Annotated in this window: 15 protein-coding genes; 4 read left to right on the top strand and 11 right to left on the bottom strand. The window is 41.5% G+C overall.

Annotation, left to right across the window (positions count from 1 at the left end; genetic code table 11):
- Window positions 1-2: 2 nt before the first annotated feature.
- From LI126_RS07795 to LI126_RS07745, 11 genes are all read right to left on the bottom strand, one after another.
- Window positions 3-1,442 (bottom strand): acyl-CoA carboxylase subunit beta, encoded by a 1,440-nt coding sequence (locus LI126_RS07795; RefSeq protein ID WP_054751176.1) that lies wholly within the window; start codon window positions 1,440-1,442, stop codon window positions 3-5.
- A gap of 809 nt (window positions 1,443-2,251) precedes the next feature.
- Window positions 2,252-3,448 carry an NADP-dependent isocitrate dehydrogenase gene (locus LI126_RS07790; RefSeq protein WP_020436146.1) on the bottom strand — a complete coding sequence of 399 codons (1,197 nt, stop codon included), beginning with the start codon at window positions 3,446-3,448 and terminating at the stop codon, window positions 2,252-2,254.
- Entirely contained in the window at window positions 3,435-4,127 is a 693-nt protein-coding gene (locus LI126_RS07785) for a GntR family transcriptional regulator (protein WP_055145593.1), read from the bottom strand. Before LI126_RS07785 ends, LI126_RS07790 begins: the two co-directional genes overlap by 14 nt.
- Window positions 4,128-4,400: 273 nt before the next feature.
- Window positions 4,401-5,564, bottom strand: coding sequence for a phosphoglycerate dehydrogenase (locus tag LI126_RS07780; protein ID WP_227156806.1), 1,164 nt, complete (start codon window positions 5,562-5,564; stop codon window positions 4,401-4,403).
- Window position 5,565: 1 nt separating this feature from the next.
- On the bottom strand, window positions 5,566-6,648 hold the full coding sequence (gene serC / locus LI126_RS07775; RefSeq protein ID WP_020436149.1) for a 3-phosphoserine/phosphohydroxythreonine transaminase: 1,083 nt from the start codon (window positions 6,646-6,648) through the stop codon (window positions 5,566-5,568).
- Window positions 6,649-6,770: 122 nt separating this feature from the next.
- The gene (gene ilvB, locus LI126_RS07770; protein ID WP_226865925.1) at window positions 6,771-8,456 is read right to left on the bottom strand and encodes a biosynthetic-type acetolactate synthase large subunit; all 1,686 of its coding nucleotides are present in this window, start codon (window positions 8,454-8,456) and stop codon (window positions 6,771-6,773) included.
- Between the two features lie 27 nt (window positions 8,457-8,483).
- Complete coding sequence (gene ilvD / locus LI126_RS07765; RefSeq protein ID WP_227165141.1) at window positions 8,484-10,157, bottom strand: dihydroxy-acid dehydratase; 1,674 nt, start codon at window positions 10,155-10,157, stop codon at window positions 8,484-8,486.
- Window positions 10,158-10,190: 33 nt separating this feature from the next.
- Window positions 10,191-11,276, bottom strand: coding sequence for a 3-isopropylmalate dehydrogenase (leuB, locus tag LI126_RS07760; RefSeq protein WP_015529128.1), 1,086 nt, complete (start codon window positions 11,274-11,276; stop codon window positions 10,191-10,193).
- A gap of 190 nt (window positions 11,277-11,466) precedes the next feature.
- Entirely contained in the window at window positions 11,467-11,742 is a 276-nt protein-coding gene (gene yajC / locus LI126_RS07755) for a preprotein translocase subunit YajC (protein ID WP_015529127.1), read from the bottom strand.
- Between the two features lie 172 nt (window positions 11,743-11,914).
- Complete coding sequence (gene tgt / locus LI126_RS07750; protein WP_015529126.1) at window positions 11,915-13,042, bottom strand: tRNA guanosine(34) transglycosylase Tgt; 1,128 nt, start codon at window positions 13,040-13,042, stop codon at window positions 11,915-11,917.
- Between the two features lie 90 nt (window positions 13,043-13,132).
- The gene (locus tag LI126_RS07745; protein WP_055172583.1) at window positions 13,133-14,584 is read right to left on the bottom strand and encodes a L,D-transpeptidase family protein; all 1,452 of its coding nucleotides are present in this window, start codon (window positions 14,582-14,584) and stop codon (window positions 13,133-13,135) included.
- Between the two features lie 386 nt (window positions 14,585-14,970).
- On the opposite strand from LI126_RS07745, the gene aroC reads away from it, so the two are divergent.
- Genes aroC through LI126_RS07725 form a run of 4 tightly spaced genes read left to right on the top strand, consistent with a single transcriptional unit; the run spans window position 14,971 to window position 19,831 of the window.
- A complete protein-coding gene (aroC, locus tag LI126_RS07740; RefSeq protein ID WP_015529124.1) occupies window positions 14,971-16,083 on the top strand; it encodes a chorismate synthase in 1,113 nt (370 codons plus the stop codon).
- Window positions 16,076-17,149 (top strand): ABC transporter ATP-binding protein, encoded by a 1,074-nt coding sequence (locus tag LI126_RS07735; protein ID WP_055172585.1) that lies wholly within the window; start codon window positions 16,076-16,078, stop codon window positions 17,147-17,149. The genes aroC and LI126_RS07735 overlap by 8 nt, the downstream gene beginning before the upstream one ends.
- Window positions 17,139-17,954, top strand: coding sequence for an ABC transporter permease (locus LI126_RS07730; protein WP_055172587.1), 816 nt, complete (start codon window positions 17,139-17,141; stop codon window positions 17,952-17,954). The genes LI126_RS07735 and LI126_RS07730 overlap by 11 nt, the downstream gene beginning before the upstream one ends.
- Complete coding sequence (locus LI126_RS07725; protein WP_227165140.1) at window positions 17,954-19,831, top strand: extracellular solute-binding protein; 1,878 nt, start codon at window positions 17,954-17,956, stop codon at window positions 19,829-19,831. Before LI126_RS07730 ends, LI126_RS07725 begins: the two co-directional genes overlap by 1 nt.
- The last annotated feature ends 51 nt before the right edge of the window (window positions 19,832-19,882 follow it).

Genomic DNA, 19,882 nt, shown 5'->3' with positions numbered 1-19,882 from the left:
CACTAAACCGTTCCGTGTTTCTTAGCCGGACGGTCCTCTCTCTTTGTGAACAGCATCTCAAATGCTCCGATCACATATTTTCTTGTATCTGCCGGCTCGATGATCGCATCAACATATCCTCTTGCTGCTGCTGAATTCGGGCTTGACTGAAGTTCTTTGTATTCAGCTGCTTTCTCATTAAGAGTCTCAGCATCTGCGTCTGCGTACATGATCTGTGCTGCAAGCTTCGCATCCATCATTCCGATCTCTGCTGTTGGCCATGCATAAACAAGATCTGCACCAATTGACTTACTGTTCATAGAAACGTAAGCACTTCCGAATGCCTTACCAACGATTACATTTACCTTCGGTACTGTAGCGTTAGCAAATGCATATGTCAGTTTTGCAACTGCGCTTGCCATGTTCTTCTCTGACTCTACTGTAGCAGCAAATCCTGTTACATTTGTCAGTGTAAGAACCGGGATTGAGAATGCATCACAGAAGTTTACAAAATCTGTTGCCTTCTTGCATCCATCTACTGTAAGAACGCTGTCGAACTCAGCCTCTACTTCTGCTTCTGCATTGTATACTTTAGAGCGGTTTGCGACAACACCAACTGTCATTCCGTTCAGGCGGATAAATCCTGTAACCATCTCTTTTGCGTAGTCTTTCTTTGTCTCAACCAGAATCTGATTGTCAGCAATCTGTGCCAGTGCGATTGCTGTATCTTCTGATGCGTTAGCAATGTCTGCGCAGATACGGTTCAGGTCATCTGTGCATTCCTCATAAGACATATCATCTTCGTTGTTTGCCGGAAGCATACATACAAGATCACGGATCTGTCCGAGGATCTCTGCCTCAGCACCGATTCCGTCTACAAGACCTGCTGTCTTGCTCTGGTACTCAGCGCTTGCTGTGTTACACTTGGAAATCTCATTTCCTTCCAGTGCATTTGGAGAATTAACGAAAAGTTTTCCGTCTTTTGCTTCCATAAATGTGAAATCTGTAAGCCCCGGAACAACTGCAAGACCGCCGCCGCACATTCCAAAGATTGCTGTAACCTGCGGAATCACACCTGATGCAAGTGCCTGCTTGTGATAAAGGCTTCCAAATGCCTCAAGTGCATCTGTAGCTTCCTGAAGTCTGAGTCCTGCACAGTCGATCAGTCCGATCACCGGTGCTCCCATCTTCATAGCCATATCATAGATTCTTGCGATCTTCTTCGCATGCATCTCTCCGAGTGCTCCACCCAGAACGTCAGCATCCTGGCTGTATACATAAACCAGGTTACCGTCAATCACTCCATATCCAGTGATAACACCGTCAGAAGGAGCTGCCTTCTCCTGCAAGTTGAAAGTTGTGCTTCTAGCTGTAACAGCTCCGCCAATTTCAACAAAGCTTCCCTCATCAAGCAGTGTGGCAATTCGTCTGCTTGCTGAGTTTTCTGTTGCATTGTAGCTCATATTTTAGCCCTCCATACTTATAAAATAATTTTAAAATAAACCAAAATTTCTGCCTATTGTATTATATACTAGGACGATTAAAATTTCAATTCATATTTTCCGCAAATTGACATTTTTTTCACAGGACATTGTTTTTGTCGAGCTTGGATTCTTCTGTTCCGAATAAAGTTTCCACTTTTGCACTAACATCCGCAGAAGCGCGTTCTATGGTTGCTTCATCCACACAGCCCGCTCCACCTCATCCCTTCGAATGTCTGTAACGCTTGGAACAGAGCACTCACCGTGTGTGGTTTGTGTCTGTCCCAAGCTAACAGACAGAACGAAGTGTATTCGGAACCGCTCTTATGCCTTAATCGTGGATGAAGCAACCATAAAACGTGCCTCCGCTACGTTATCTAAAGGAGAAGTTTTTATCCCAAACAAAACGAATCTAGAAGACAAATACAGAATTAACAGCCGGGAGACGGTGAATCTTTGTCGATGAAGATTTCTTGATCTTTTGATTTTAGTTTCTGTATTTTCGAGTGAATTTTGTATTTGTAGGAGAAAGTTTAATTTTGAACTACGCAAGCAAGAACGTGTCTACTGTTGCCAGGGGCACATGTAAGGCAGGAGCGTTCCGAATACACTTTGTTCAGTATGTTAATAAGAGCCAGAACAGGCACCACACACGGTAACTGTTCTGGCTCTTATGTTACATACTTTCAAAGGGATGAGGTAGAGCGGGCCGGTGCCCATGGTAATAGTAGACCCATTCTTGCGACCATTCTGTCAAAAACTTAGCCCATTATATAAATTCCCTCGATAAATTACAGTCTCTTCGCTATTGCTTTAATAAACTCCTCACTATTGAGTACTGTCGGATTCTCGATTGTTGTGATCAAAGCGAGATCTTTTGTCATCTCTCCTGCTTCGATTGTGTCGATTGTTGCTTTCTCAAGTTTATCTGCGAAGTCCATCAGATCTTTGTTTCCATCCAGCTCGCCGCGTTTTCTGAGAGCTCCTGTCCATGCGAAGATTGTTGCAACTGAGTTTGTAGATGTTTCTTCACCTTTCAGGTGCTTATAATAGTGACGCTGTACAGTTCCATGAGCAGCTTCATATTCATAATATCCGTCCGGAGAAACAAGTACGGATGTCATCATAGCAAGTGAACCAAATGCGGAAGATACCATATCGCTCATTACATCTCCATCGTAGTTCTTACATGCCCAGATATATCCACCTTCTGATTTCATAACACGGGCAACAGCATCATCGATCAGTGTGTAGAAATACTCAATTCCTGCCTCTTTGAACTGATCAGCATATTCTGCATCAAAGATTTCCTGGAAGATATCTTTGAATGTATGATCATATTTCTTAGAAATTGTATCCTTTGTTGCAAACCACAGATCCTGTTTTGTATCCAAAGCGTAGGAAAAGCAGCTTCTTGCAAAGCTTTCGATGGATTTATTGATATTATGCATTCCCTGTACGATTCCAGGTCCATCAAACTCATGAACCAGTTCTTTTGTCTGGCTTCCATCTTCTGCTGTGTATACAAGTTCAACCTTTCCCGCTCCCGGAATTTTCATCTCGGATCCTTTATATACATCTCCATAAGCATGTCTTGCAATTGTAATTGGTTTCTTCCAGTTCTTTACACATGGCTCAATTCCTTTTACAACGATTGGAGCGCGGAACACTGTTCCATCAAGGATCGCACGGATTGTTCCGTTCGGGCTCTTCCACATTTCTTTCAGATCATACTCATCCATACGTGCTGCATTCGGAGTGATTGTTGCACATTTTACGGCAACTTTGTATTTCTTTGTTGCGAGTGCGGAATCAACTGTTACCTGGTCATCTGTCTCGTTTCTGTGTTCCAGGCCAAGATCATAATATTCTGTCTTGAGATCAATATATGGCTCAAGAAGATTATCCTTGATCATCTTCCAGAGAATTCTTGTCATCTCATCTCCATCCATCTCTACCAGTGGTGTTGTCATCTTAATTTTTTCCATCTTTTGCTTCCTCCTGATTATGTTTTTCTTCTATTTTCTTTAGGTTCTGCATGACATGAACAATATGTTCCTTTGCAAGCTGTTCTGCCAGATCCGGGTTTCTGTCCCTGATTGCCTGAAGAATTGCTTTATGCTCCTCAATTGACTTCTCGGCTCTTGCCTTCACATTGATCGAGGACTTCCTTGCCATTTGAACATATCGGTGAAAATCTGTAAGAACATGACACAGCATCCTGCTTCCGGAAGCCTCATATAATATCGTATGAAATCTTCCGTCTAATCCTGTTACTTGTTCTTTATTGTATCCATTTTCTTTCTTCATCTGAAATTCTGAAAGTAAAATAGTCTCTTCTAATTCTTCTAACTGGTCTTCTGTAATATGTTCCGCCGCCCATCTGGCGCACATTCCTTCCAGATACTTACGCATCTGATAGATATCCCAGATATCCTTCTGGCTGATTCCGGTAACATAAGCACCTTTATTCGGTACAATCGTCACAAGACCTTCTAATTCAAGCTGTCTTAACGCTTCCCTTACTGGAGTTCTGCTGACCCCGAGTTCTTTCCCGATGGTAGCCTCTCTGAGTTCATCCTGTTGTTTGTATCTGCCTTTGAGGATATCTTCACGGAGTCTCTTAAAAACACGTCCTCCCAGAGAACGGTCCTGATATTCTTCCATGATTTCCTCCTATTCTCTTTTTGTATGATTGTATACGATTATACAAATATTGTCAAGATGATTTCATGCCGATATCATTGTATTAAAATGTATCCATTTTTGCATAATACTTCTCCATACTATCTGTTCATTTTTATATGCTTTGTACCATATCTTATTTATCAACTTATTGTATACAAAAAGGTGGTCTCTCACATAGAAAAACCACCCTGTTCTTTTCGTTATAAATTAGCTTTCAAAATCAGCTTAGCCAAATTACACTTCATTTACTTTTTATTTGATCACACGTACACCAAGTACATCTGCGATTGATTCCAGTTTGTTTACAACATCATCAGATACGCTTCCGTCTACATCAATTACTGTGTATGCATACTCTTTCTTGCTCTTATTTGTCATAAGTGCGATATTCTGATTCTCCTGTGCAAGAAGTGTTGTAAACTGACCGATCATATTCGGCACATTACGGTGAAGAATTGTAATTCTGTCTCCGCCAGCTTTTACTCCCACGTTACAATCCGGATAATTAACGGAATGTGTGATATTTCCGTTCTCAAGGAAATCACGGATCTCAGCAACAGCCATCTGTGCACAGTTGTCTTCTGACTCTTCTGTAGATGCTCCAAGATGCGGAATTACAATTGCGCCTTTTACACCTACAATTTCCTTTGTTGGGAAATCTGTTACATAACGGTGTACTTTACCTGCTACAAGTGCATCAACGATATCTTCCTGATTTACAAGAACATCTCTGGCGAAGTTCAGAATTACAACGCCCTCTTTCATCAGACTGATTGCATTCTTGTCAATCATTCCCTTTGTACTGTCAAGTGCAGGTACATGGATCGTGATATAATCGCACTCTTTATAGATTTCATCTACTGTTGTTGCGTGATGGATACTTCTGGAAAGTCTCCATGCAGAATCTACGGAAACATATGGATCATATCCATAAACTTCCATTCCAAGATGCGTTGCTACATTCGCAACAAGAACTCCGATTGCTCCAAGTCCGATCACACCAAGTTTCTTTCCGGAAAGCTCTGTTCCTGCAAATGCTTTTTTCTTCTTCTCAGCAATCTTTGCGATATCTCCATCTTCCTCGAATTCCTGTACCCACTGAATTCCACCAACGACATCTCTGGCTGCGAGAAGCATTCCTGCAATCACAAGTTCTTTTACACCATTCGCATTTGCTCCAGGTGTATTGAATACAACAATTCCTTCCTCTGCACATTTATCAAGCGGAATATTATTCACTCCGGCTCCCGCACGAGCGATTGCTTTCAGGTTCTTTCCGAATTCCATCTCATGCATTTTTGCACTGCGGACAAGAATCACGTCAGCTTCATCCGCATTTTCTGTCTTTACATAATTTTCATCCAACTTATTCATGCCAACGGCAGAAATTGGATTCAGGCAATGATATTTAAACATCTTACAGATTCTCCTCTTCAAATTTCTTCATAAAGTCTACAAGTGCAACAACACCCTCATATGGCATTGCGTTGTAAATGCTGGCACGCATTCCACCTACAGTTCTATGTCCTTTCAGATTCTCAAATCCAGCTTCTTTTGCTTCCTTAACGAATTTTGCATCCAGATCTGCATCGCCTGTCACGAATGGTACATTCATAAGAGAACGATCTTCCGGGACAACAGTTCCTTTGAACAGTTTGCTCTGATCAAGGAAATCATAAAGAACTTTTGCTTTCTTTTCGTTGCGTTCTTTCATTACTTCAAGTCCGCCCATCTTCTTAAGCCATTTGAAGACTTTACCACAGATATAGATTCCGTATGCCGGTGGTGTATTATAAAGAGATTTTGCATCTGCATGTGTCTTATATGTAAGCATTGTAGGTGTTCCCGGGAGAACATCCTCTGTGATCAGATCTTCACGGATGATTGCGATCACTACACCAGCAGGTCCGATATTTTTCTGAACTCCACCATAAATCATTGCATATTTTGTTACATCTACAGGTTCGGAAAGAAAACAGGAGGAGACATCTGCCACAAGATCTTTTCCTTTTGTGTTTGGCAGTGTTTTAAATTTTGTTCCGTAAATAGTGTTGTTTTCACAGATATATACGTAGTCTGCATCTTCTGAAATCGGAAGATCGGAACAGTCTGGAATGTATGAAAATGTCTTATCCGCTGAGGATGCAACAACATTTACCTTTCCATATTTTTCTGCTTCCTTAGCTGCTTTCTTAGCCCACTGTCCTGTGACAATGTAATCAGCAACCTTATTCTTCATCAGATTCATAGGGATCATAGCAAACTGCTGTGACGCTCCACCCTGAAGAAACAGTACTTTATAGTTATCCGGAATATTCATCAGATCTCTGAGATCCTGCTCAGCTTCTGTGATAATTTCCTCGAAAGCTTTGGAACGATGACTCATCTCCATAACAGACATTCCTGTTCCCTTGTAGTCCAGCATCTCTGCTGCCGCTTCCTTCAGTACTTCTTCTGGCAGAACCGCCGGTCCCGCTGAAAAATTATACACTCTACTCATTTTTAATTACCTCCTGTTATTGTGTATCTATAGAAACTCCGTTTTCACAGATTTTCTCACATAAAAATAAAATATTCCTTTATTTATCAGTCATACAACTATGTGGCTGAAACTTATTATTTTTAGTTTTCTTTTGCTTTCAGATCCTGCTCATCAAATGCTTCGCTGATCGGTGCTCCCGGCGCAACCATAGGCCATACCTTATCATCACAGTCGATCATACAATCGATCAGAACCGGTTTTCCACATGTCAATGCTTTCGCAAAGCACTCTTTAAACTCCTCCTGTGTTGTAGCTCGAAGTCCTACTGCTCCCATCGCTTCTGCAAGCTTCACATAGTCAACTGCATCACGGAGAACTGTCGCAGAATATCTTTCATCATAGAAAAGATCCTGCCATTGACGAACCATACCGAGTACATGGTTATTAACTACAACCTGGATAATCGGAACATCATGTCTTACGGCTGTTGCAATCTCATTCATATTCATACGGAAACATCCGTCTCCGGCAATATTTACAACAATTTTATCCGGACATCCTGTCTTCGCACCGATTGCTGCTCCAAGACCATATCCCATTGTTCCAAGACCACCTGATGTTAAAAGTGTTCTTGGTTTCGTATATTTATAATACTGTGCTGCCCACATCTGATGCTGTCCGACTTCTGTTGTGATAATTGCTTCTCCATTTGTCTGACGATAAATTTCTTCTACTGCAAATGGACCTGTAAGTACATCCTTATGATATGTTAATGGATATTTCGCCTTGTAATCTTTAATCTTATTCATCCATTCCGGATGAGACTGCTGTGGAAGATGCTCATTTATTTTCTTCAGGACTGCTTTAATATCACCTACCAACCCAAGATCAATCATGACATTCTTATCCATCTCTGCCGGATCAATGTCAATCTGAAGAATCTTCGCATCTTTTGCAAATGTTGCAGTATTTCCGGTTACACGGTCACTGAATCTTGCTCCTGTTACGATCAGAAGATCGCATTCACTTACTCCAAAGTTCGACGCCTTTGTTCCATGCATTCCGAGCATTCCGGTATATCTCTCATCAGTTCCCGGGAAAGCTCCTTTCCCCATCAGAGAATCTGTTACCGGTGCATCTACCTTCTGTGCAAATTCATAAAGTTCTTTACTTGCCTCAGAAAGAACAGCTCCACCACCTACGAAAATATATGGTCTCTGCGCTTCTTTGATCATCTCAACAGCTTTCTTGAGATCCTCTTCTTCTGAATGGATTACCTCTCGGTCATATACACCTGGATATTCCTTCTCATACTCTGTAACTTTCGCAGTAACATCCTTCGGAATATCGATCAGCACAGGCCCCGGTCTTCCAGTCTTAGCAATACGAAAAGCCTTTCTGATTGTTTCTGCAAGTTTTGTTACATCTTTAACGATATAACTGTATTTTGTAATTGGCATTGTTACTCCAGCAATGTCGATCTCCTGAAAACTGTCTTTTCCAAGTAATGGGACACCGACATTACATGTAATTGCAACAATCGGTATAGAATCCATATATGCTGTTGCGATTCCTGTTACAAGATTTGTTGCGCCCGGTCCGCTTGTTGCAAGGCAGACCCCCACTTTTCCTGTAGCTCTCGCATATCCGTCAGCCGCATGTGCTGCCCCCTGCTCATGAGAAGTCAGGATGTGACGGATCTCATCACGGTGTTTATAAAGTTCATCATATACATTTAAAATTGCTCCACCCGGATAGCCAAATACAGTGTCAACGCCTTGTTCTTTCAGACATTCGATCACGATTTCTGCTCCATTTAACTGCATGACGTACTCTCCTCCTGGTTCTTTATTTTATTTTGCCTTCGGTACTTCGAGAATTGCTCCGCGGTTACCTGATGTTACCATAGAAGCATATCTTGCGAGGTATCCTGTCTTAACCTTAGGTTCTCTTGGCTGCCATTTTGCTTTTCTTGCTGCCAGTTCTTCATCCGATACATCCAGCTCTAATTTCAGTTCCGGAATATTGATCTTGATAATATCTCCCTCTTCTACCAGTGCGATCGGTCCGCCAACTGCTGCCTCCGGTGATACGTGTCCGATAGAAGCACCTCTGGATGCTCCGCTGAATCTTCCATCTGTGATAAGAGCTACTGTAGACCCAAGTCCGTATCCTGCAATCGCAGATGTAGGATTGAGCATCTCTCTCATTCCAGGGCCGCCTTTTGGTCCCTCGTAACGGATTACAATAACATCTCCAGGATTGATCTTTCCTGTCTTGATTGCTTCTGTCGCTTCTTCATCACTCTCGAAGATTCTTGCCGGTCCTTCATGTACAAGCATCTCATCACATACTGCAGAACGTTTTACAACACTTCCATCCGGTGCAAGATTTCCTTTCAATACAGCAAGCCCGCCTGTCTGACTATATGGGTTGTCGATTGGACGGATAACTTCCGGATTCTTATTCTCACATCCGGCAATATTCTCTCCTACTGTCTTTCCTGTTACAGTCATGCAGTCTGTGTGAAGAAGTCCCTTCTTATTCAGCTCATTCATAACTGCATAAACTCCGCCTGCTTCGTTCAGATCTTCAATATAAGTATGACCTGCCGGTGCAAGATGACAAAGGTTTGGAGTCTTCTCGCTGATCGCATTTGCAAAATCAATCTCGAAATCCATACCAATCTCATGTGCGATTGCCGGAAGGTGAAGCATGCTGTTTGTAGAGCATCCAAGTGCCATATCAACTGTAAGTGCATTGAGGATTGCATCTTCTGTCATAATATCTCTCGGGCGGATATTCTTTCTTACAAGCTCCATCACCTGCATACCTGCATGCTTTGCAAGCTGGATTCTTGCAGAATAAACAGCTGGGATTGTTCCATTTCCTTTCAGCCCCATACCAAGAGCCTCTGTCAGACAGTTCATACTGTTTGCCGTATACATACCGGAACAGGATCCGCAAGTCGGACATGCTTTATTCTCAAATTCGCAAATGTCTTCGTCATTCATCTTTCCGGCTGCATAAGAACCTACTGCTTCAAACATACTGGAAAGACTTGTTTTACTTCCCTTTACATGTCCTGCAAGCATCGGTCCGCCGCTTACAAATACTGTCGGTACATTCACACGGGCAGCTGCCATCAGAAGTCCCGGTACATTCTTGTCACAGTTTGGAATCATTACAAGTCCGTCAAACTGATGTGCCATAGCAAGAGCTTCTGTAGAATCTGCGATCAGATCTCTTGTTACGAGAGAATATTTCATACCGATATGTCCCATAGCAATACCATCACAGACAGCAATTGCAGGAACCATGATTGGTGTTCCTCCGGCCATTGCCACGCCAAGTTTAACTGCTTCTGTGATCTTATCCAGATTCATGTGCCCCGGTACAATCTCATTATAAGAACTTACAACACCGATCAGTGGACGATCTAATTCCTCTTCTGTAAGTCCCAATGCATTAAACAGAGAACGATGTGGTGCCTGCTGAATTCCTTTTTTAACTGTATCACTTCTCATTTTAAAATCCTCTCTTTCTGTAACAACTGCTAATTACTTAATATATTCGCAGATCTTATCTCCCATCTGGGCTGTTCCGATCTGTTCTTTTCCTTCAGACATAATGTCGATTGTACGGTATCCGTCTTTTAATACTGCTGCAACAGCATTTTCAATCGCATCTGCCTCTTTATCAAGATCAAATGAAAATCTCAGCATCATTGCTGCTGAAAGAATTGTTGCGATCGGGTTTGCGATTCCCTTTCCGGCGATATCCGGTGCTGAACCGCCACTTGGTTCATACAGACCGAATTTTGTATCGTTCAGACTTGCACTTGCAAGCATTCCGATAGAACCTGTCACCATACTTGCTTCATCGGATAAAATATCTCCAAACATGTTCTCTGTCAGGACAACGTCAAACTGTGCCGGATCCTTCACAAGCTGCATTGCACAGTTGTCAACAAGCATATGTTCTAATGTAACTTCCGGATAGTCCTTCGCTACTTCCTCAACAACTTTTCTCCAAAGTCTGGAAGAGTCAAGTACATTCGCTTTGTCAACACTTGTGACCTTCTTGTTTCTCTTCATTGCAATATCAAAGCCACGTTTTGCAATTCTGCGGATTTCATTTTCATTATAAGTAAGTTCGTCTTTTGCGGTAAGGACACCATCAATCTCTTCTGTGCTTCGTTTTCCGAAATAAAGACCGCCTGTCAATTCACGCATGATCATTAGATCAAATCCTCTGTCCGCAATCTCTTTCTTCAGTGGACACGCACCTTTCAGTTCATCGTAGAGAACTGCCGGTCTTAAGTTTGCAAAAAGATTAAGTCCCTTTCTAAGCTGTAACAAACCTGCTTCCGGACGTTTTGATGGTTCGAGCTGATACCATGGGGAAGTCTTCGCATCACCACCAATGGAGCCCATAAGAACTGCATCACTGTCCTTTGCCAGCTGAAGAGTCTCTTCTGTAAGCGGCACCCCGTTCACATCAATTGATGCTCCTCCCATTAGAAGCTGCGTGTAGGAAATAGAATGACCATAAACTTTCGCTGTCTGGTCCAGCACCTTCATTGCCTCATCTACGATCTCAGGACCGATTCCATCTCCTTTGATTACTCCAATTTTCATTTCCATATCTAACTCATCCTTCCAAAATGTAAAAATCTTTTTTTATCATACCGCATTTTTTTCGCTGTTTCAAGTATTTCGAGTGAAAAAATAGAGGGCGCTCTGTATTTTATCGAAAATTGTACTTTTCGGGCACGTTTTTATATAAAGTAAAAGACCAGAAAGAGTCACACTCCTTCCGGTCTCATTTTTCCTCTTATTCAGCACCTGGCTTCTCAATCTGAGCGATCGCAGCCTTCTGCATAGGAATACGGCAATTCTTATTATTACCGAACTCAACAATCACGTCATCATCAGTAATATCGATGATAACACCATAAAATCCACTTGTAGTAAGCGCTGTATCTCCAATCTCCATATCAGCGAGCATTGCCTGGATTCTCTTCTGCTCCTTTTTCTGAGGACGCATCAGAAGAAACCACATACCACCGAGGATAACAGCATAAACAACAATAATACCTACTGTTCCCATTGAAATTTCCTCCTGACTATTTCTTAAACCTATCTGTCCAGTACTTTTTAAGTACTAATAGACAATAAATCTACTATACACAAAAACAGCTTCTAATTCAAGTGTTTTTCTAATATTCCATGTATATTTAAGTTTATTTTTATACATTTTCTATAAAATTAAATCAGAAACACTATTTCTGTTCCATGCCTTCCAATTTTCTCTTCTTGTATGCCTGGAATTCCCCTGCATCAATCGCATCGCGGATTTCTTCCATCATTGTGTTATAGAAATACAGATTATGAAGTACACACAGACGCATTCCGAGCATCTCTTTTGCTTTCAAAAGATGTCTGATGTACGCTCTGCTGTAGCTTCTACATGCCGGACAGTTACATCCTTCCTCGATCGGACGGTCATCCAGTTCATATTTGGCATTAAACAGATTCATCTTTCCATGATTTGTATATACATGCCCATGGCGTCCGTTTCTTGACGGATATACACAGTCAAAGAAATCCACTCCTCGATCTACTGCCTCCAGAATATTAGCCGGTGTACCAACACCCATCAGATAAGTCGGCTTGTTTTCCGGAAGATGCGGAACCACTGCATCAAGAATACGGTACATCTCTTCGTGGCTCTCTCCTACTGCAAGTCCACCCACTGCATAACCATCCAGATTCAGTTCTGCGATCTGCTGTGCATGTGCAATTCGGATATCCTCATAAATTCCACCCTGATTAATTCCAAACAGCATCTGATGTGGATTGATCGTATCCGGCAGAGAATTCAGTCTTGCCATCTCATCCTTACAGCGCTTCAGCCAGCGCGTCGTACGCTCTACAGAATTCGTCATATACTTTCTGTCTGCCACACTGGACGGGCACTCATCAAATGCCATCGCAATCGTGGATGCAAGATTAGACTGAATCTGCATGCTCTGTTCCGGTCCCATAAATATCTTATGACCATCAATATGTGAATTAAAATGAACTCCTTCTTCCTTGATCTTTCTCAACTTTGCAAGGGAAAATACCTGAAATCCGCCGGAATCTGTCAGAATCGGTTTATCCCAGTTCATAAATTTATGAAGTCCTCCGAGTTTCTTCACAACTTCATCTCCCGGACGAACATGAAGATGATATGTATTAGACAACTCCACCTGCGTCTTAATCCCTCTCAGATCATCTGTAGATACTGCTCCTTTGATTGCTGCTACTGTTCCAACATTCATAAAAACCGGAGTTTCAATTACTCCGTGAACTGTTGTAAAGCGTCCTCTTTTCGCACGCCCGTCCTTCTTTAAAAGTTCATACATAAGCTTTTTTCCTCTTCTTTTCTTTTTGGTTTTCAGACTATCAAAGCCTGCCAATAGTTATGGCAGGCTATATTTATCTTTGCATTTCCTTTAATTATGTATTATAACAGGTGTTCCCGTACTAAGCATTCCGTAAAGACTTGCCGCCTGGTCTAATGGCATATTGATACATCCATGAGAACCATTCGTCTGATAACGGCTTCCTCCAAAGCTTGGATTCCATGTCGCATCGTGGAATCCGATTCCTGTCCAGGTCACACGCATCCAGTAATCTACATTTGTACGATAACTTGGCTGTCCTGTAGAAGGATTAATTTCTCCGACCAGTGTCTTATCCCTCTTCATCTCAAGAATCGAATAAACTCCTGTCGGTGTCTCTCGCTCCGGTGTAGGAAGTCCTGTAACAACGTCTGTCTCTAATTGTACAGCTCCGTTAACCACATACCACATGTGCTGAGCCGGGATATCTACTTCCAGATAAGTCGTTCCCCAATCCTGCGCGTCATGTGTAGCTGCCGTCTGTGCATAAGCAGGTTCTTTCTCGACAACCTCACCTTTCTTAATGCTGTCAACAAGCGCAGTCAGTTCTGCTGCCTCGTCAACTGACCAGCCGTAAGTACCTCCCGAAACGTCTACTGTTTTTCCTCCCGGAGTTGTAATACTTCTTGTCGTTCCAACCGTATCATAAGTCTTTCCAAATTCACGAAGCCACTCTTTCACCTTTGACTCATCAAGCGTTGCATTCATATTATCATCATATGTTACCCAGCCTGAAATCAGATCCTTGTTTACAACCACATTCTGGTTTGTCATCTTATAAGTGATGCTGGCTTTCAGATAATTGTTCATCGCATCACAGGCTTTCTGAACTTCCGGAGACTCTGAAGTGTACTTCGGCATAGCATAGCACTTCTCATCCATCATATTTAATTCACTCTTGAAGTTTGTGATCGCATCCTTCACTTTTGCCTTAAATGTATCCACATCTACTTTCGTACCATAAACTTCAGGTTCAACAACGAAACTGTTCCCATCATACTTTGGATAAGCAGACTGTGGATCTGTCTGCTCCTGATTCAGAGCCTGTACGGATTCAATCTTTGACTCCAACGCCGCTTCATCATATCCGACCTCAATTGTGACTTCAGCTGAACTTTTTGAGAAAAATGCCTGTGGCCACAAAAATGCATTCTGTTTCTTCAGTGCATCCTCTATATCTGAATTTTCCTTATATACAAGTGAAATATCCGATCCTTCGATTGCATCTGTCATATTATTCTGTTCTACAATTGTCAGTTTATAATCTGCCACCTGATTTTTAATATAATTCTCTACCGCCGCCGCATTCTTACCAGAAAAGTTCTTTCCGTTAATCTGCGTATTAATATAGAAATGACTCATAAAAAAGACTGATATTGCAAGATAAACAATAACAAGGCCAGCAATAATACCACCGATAATCATCCAGATCTTCTTGTCAATTGTCTTCTGCTTTTTCTTTCTTCTTACTTTGCGTCTTCTAACTACTTTCTTTTCAGACATTCTAATTCTCACCCTCGTCTTTTGGATTAATACTTCTTTTTGATTCAGACTTCATTATATTACGCTTTTTCCAAAATGTACACCCCAAACTTTCATGAAATACACACAAATTAAACTGATGTTAAATTGTTAATTCGAACGAAATCTTTTAGAAATACTTTTGTAATTTATTTTTGAAATTCTGTTGAATTCTACAACATTTTAACTTGCGTACACCTCTTTCTTCCTATATAATTGCACTGTACCCTCAGTTATGAAACACAACAATATGTTTCGTATCTGGGGGTATGATACGGAAAAGAATGATATATGATATACAAAAGAGCATTTTATACGCACTTTTTATATACCTTATTGATACAAACGAAAGGAGTTTTAGATATATTATGAGCGGTTCAACATTTGGTACTTTATTTCGAGTCACTACCTGGGGCGAGTCCCACGGTCCCGGAGTTGGTGTAGTTATAGATGGATGCCCTGCCGGCATCCCTTTATCTGAACAGGATATTCAACAATTTTTAGATCGCCGCAAACCGGGACAGAGTAAATATACAACGAAACGGAATGAATCTGACTCTGTCGAGATTTTGTCCGGAGTCTTTGAAGGAACTACAACCGGAACTCCTATTTCTCTTCTCGTACGGAATCAGGATCAGCGTTCCAGAGATTATGGGAATATTGCGACATCTTATCGTCCGGGACACGCAGATTACTGCTTTGATCAGAAATATGGTTTCCGTGATTACCGTGGCGGTGGACGTTCTTCCGGCCGTGAGACGATCGGCCGTGTTGCTGCCGGTGCAATTGCTTCAAAATTACTTGGCGAATTAGGGATTGTGCTGACAACTTATGCAAAATCCATCGGTCCTGTCACTGTAGATGAAGCTGATTATGATTTTACTGAGATTACAAATAACAGTTTTTATCTGCCGAATAAAGATGCTGCCAAAAAGGCTGCTGAATATGTTTCTACTCTTATGGAGCAGATGGATTCCTGCGGCGGTCTGATTGAATGCCGTGTTGACCATCTTCCAGCCGGTCTCGGTGAACCGGTCTTCGATAAACTGGACGCTTTACTTGCACAGGCAATCATGTCTATCGGAGCCGTAAAAGGTGTCGAAATCGGCGATGGCTTTCAGAGTGCCTCTTCTACCGGAAGCACAAACAATGATCCTTTCTGCATGCAACAAGGACAGGTTATGAAAACTTCGAATCATTCCGGCGGAACTTTGGGTGGCATGAGTGATGGTTCTCAATTAATCTTAAGAGCTGCGATCAAGCCAACACCTTCGATCTCTCAGATGCAGCACACTGTAACTAATTCAGGCGAAGAAATCGAACTGTCTATTCACGGACGTCATGATCCAATCATCGTACCGCGCGCAGTTGTTGTTGTGGAAGCAATGACCGCACTCACTCTTGCTGATCTGCTCTTGCGTAATGCAGTAAGCCGGATGAATCAGATAAAACAATTATATACGGAGGATAAAAATGTCTAATAAACTGATCGATATCATAGATATTACCAAATCCTATGACGAAAATGTAATTCTGGATAAATTAAATCTTTATATCCGTGAGAACGAATTTCTCACACTCCTTGGTCCTAGTGGATGTGGAAAAACAACACTATTACGTATTCTCGGTGGATTTGAGACACCGGACTCCGGTAATATTATTTTTGATGGAAAAAATATCAACAGTCTTCCGCCAAACCGTCGTCAGCTGAATACCGTATTCCAGAAATATGCCCTCTTCTCTCATATGTCCATTGCAGAAAATATTGCTTTCGGATTGAAGATCAAAGGTAAATCTAAAGGCTATATCCGCGATAAAATTCATTATGCCTTAAAACTTGTCAATCTGGAAGGATACGGGGATCGTTCTCCTGACTCCTTAAGTGGCGGTCAGCAGCAGCGAATCGCAATCGCACGTGCGATTGTAAATGAACCAAAGGTTCTTCTTCTTGATGAACCACTTGGTGCATTGGACTTAAAACTTCGCCAGGATATGCAATATGAGCTGATCCGATTAAAAAATGAACTTGGAATTACATTTGTCTATGTAACGCACGATCAGGAAGAAGCTCTTACAATGTCTGATACGATTGTCGTTATGAATCAGGGATACATCCAGCAGATCGGCACCCCGGAAGATATTTATAACGAACCGCAAAATGCATTCGTAGCTGATTTTATCGGAGACAGCAATATTATTGCTGCAACCATGCTCGAAGACAAAGTTGTCCGTATGCTCGGTGCTGTCTGGAAATGTGTAGACGTAGGATTTGGTCATAACCGTCCGGTCGATGCTGTAATTCGTCCGGAAGATATTGATCTTGTCAAGCCTGGAGAAGGTGTTATTGACGGAATTGTAACAAACTTGATCTTTAAGGGCGTTCACTACGAGATGGAAGTTCTTGCCAACAACTATGAACTTCTCGTACATAGCACAGATATGTTCCCTGTAGGAACTGAAGTCGGAATCAAAGTGGATCCTTTTGACATCCAGATTATGAAAAAACCAGAATCTGAAGATGAGGAGGCACCTGCTGTTGAAGAATAGAAAATTACTTGCCGGACCTTATCTTTTCTGGTCCGTGTCATTTATTATTATCCCACTGCTCATGATCTTTTATTATGGTCTGACAGATAAAGAAGGGACTTTTACCTGGTCTAACATTGCAATGATGGCTTCGCCTGAGAATCTGAAAGCACTCGGACTTGCACTGCTGCTTTCCCTGATCAGCACACTGATCTGCCTGGTTCTTGCATATCCTCTTGCAATGATTTTATCTGAAAAAAACATGAACCAGACAAGTCTTATCGTACTGATTTTTATTCTTCCTATGTGGATGAACTTTCTTCTGCGTACACTCGCCTGGCAGACACTGCTTGAAAAAAATGGTGTGATCAACAGCATTCTTGCATTCTTCCGTCTGCCACAGCAGTCTATCATCAATACACCGGGGGCTATTGTATTAGGTATGGTATATAACTTCCTGCCTTTTATGGTGCTTCCTATTTATAATGTATTGGCAAAGATTGATAAAGATGTCATTTACGCAGCAAGAGATCTTGGAGCCAATGAATTTCAGACATTTACACAGATCATCTTTCCTTTGAGCATTCCTGGAATTATCAGTGGTATCACTATGGTCTTCGTACCTGCGCTGACGACCTTTGTTATTTCTGACCTTCTCGGTGGAAGCAAGATTCTTCTGATTGGAAACGTGATCGAGCAAGAATTCAAACAGGGAAGCAACTGGCATACCGGTTCCGGTTTATCCCTGGTGCTGATGATCTTCATCATCGCAAGTATGGCTGTGATCGCCAAATATGATAAAAACGGGGAGGGGACAGCATTTTAATGAAAACTATAGCAAAAAAGATCTATCTGGCACTGATCTGCATTATTCTGTATGCACCGATCGTGACTTTGATGGTCCTCTCCTTTAACAATACTAAAACACGTTCCAAATGGGGCGGATTCACCGGAAAATGGTATGTGTCTCTTTTCCAAAACAAAGAGATTATGAATGCATTGTACACAACACTGATCATTGCATTGCTCTCTGCACTGATTGCAACATTGATCGGTACTTGTGCCGCACTTGGCATGCAGGCAATGAATTCAAGAATGCGTACCCTTTTTATGGGAGTTACAAACATCCCTATGCTGAATGCCGATATCGTAACAGGAGTATCCCTGATGCTTCTCTTCATTGCATTCCGCTTCACACTTGGATTCAAAACAATCCTTTTGGCACATATTACATTCAACATACCTTATGTCATCTTAAGTGTAATGCCAAAATTAAAACAGACGAACCGTAGAACTTATGAAGCTGCACTGGACCTTGGAGCTTCTCCGGCCTATGCATTCTTCAAAGTAGTACTTCCAGATATTATGCCTGGAATTTTCTCCGGTTTCCTGCTTTCCTTTACAATGTCTCTGGATGACTTTGTGATCACGCATTTCACAAAAGGTCCTGGTATTGATACACTCTCAACCAAGATTTACAGTGAAGTCCGTAAAGGAATCAAGCCTGAAATGTATGCACTTTCAACCATTATGTTTGTTACAGTGCTGTTACTTTTGATCCTGATCAATATGTCACCTGCCGAAAAGAAAAAAGTAGTAAAAATAAAGCGTTTCGGAAAAGCACAAAAATTTGGAAGATTTTTCTTCCAACGTCTGGTACCTGTTGCTATGGCTGTGCTTATTATCATCGGTGGTTTTATTTATGGAAAGAACGATGTTATCTCCTCACAAGGCCAGGTAATTGTTTATAACTGGGGTGATTATATTGATCCTGATGTTATTGATATGTTTGAAGAAGAAACCGGTATTGATGTAGTATATGAAGAATTTGAGACAAACGAAATCATGTATCCAAAAATTCAGTCGGGAGCGATTGCATACGATGTCGTATGTCCATCTGATTATATGATTCAGAGAATGATTGAGAATAATCTTTTGGAAGAGATTAATTATGACAACATCCCAAATTTGAAATATATCGATCAGAAATATATGGATCTTGCCAAAGGATTTGATCCTGATAATAAATATTCTGTCCCTTATCTTTGGGGGACTGTCGGAATCCTTTATAACAAGAAAATGGTAGATGAGCCAATTGACAGCTGGGGTGTTCTGTGGGATGAAAAATATAAAGATAGCATCCTTATGCAGGACAGTGTAAGAGATGCCTTTGGTGTCGCTTTAAAATACCTGAGCTATTCATTAAATTCAACAGACTTAGATGAACTTCAGGCTGCCAAAAATCTGCTGATTGAACAGAAACCTCTTGTGCAGGCATATGTTATCGACCAGGTACGTGATAAAATGATTGGAAATGAAGCAGCTCTCGGAGTAATTTATTCCGGCGAAGCACTCTACTGCCAGCAGGAGAATCCAAATCTCGATTACGTGATTCCTAAGGAAGGTTCTAATCTTTGGATTGATTCCTGGGTTATTCCAAAAAATGCAGAGAATAAGGAACATGCAGAAGAATTCATCAACTTCCTCTGTAGACCGGATATTGCAAAAATGAATTTTGAATACATCACTTACTCCATCCCTAACTCTGCCGGACAGGCATTGATCGAGGATGACTACATGAGAAACAGCACGATTGCATTCCCTGATATTGATCAGTTGAAAAACTGTGAGACATTTAATTTCCTCGGAGATGAAAATGAGGCGCTGTATAACGAATTGTGGAGAGAAGTGAAGTCAAAATAAATTTGTATTTGTCTGTCTGATTCTCCATATTGAAGCAAAGGATTTGGTGGT

It is taken from the genome of Mediterraneibacter sp. 210702-DFI.5.30 (assembly GCF_020560115.1).
GTDB lineage: Bacteria > Bacillota > Clostridia > Lachnospirales > Lachnospiraceae > Mediterraneibacter > Mediterraneibacter faecis.
The sequence above is the reverse complement of the archived record's forward strand: the minus strand, read 5'-3'. Positions and strand labels throughout refer to the sequence as shown.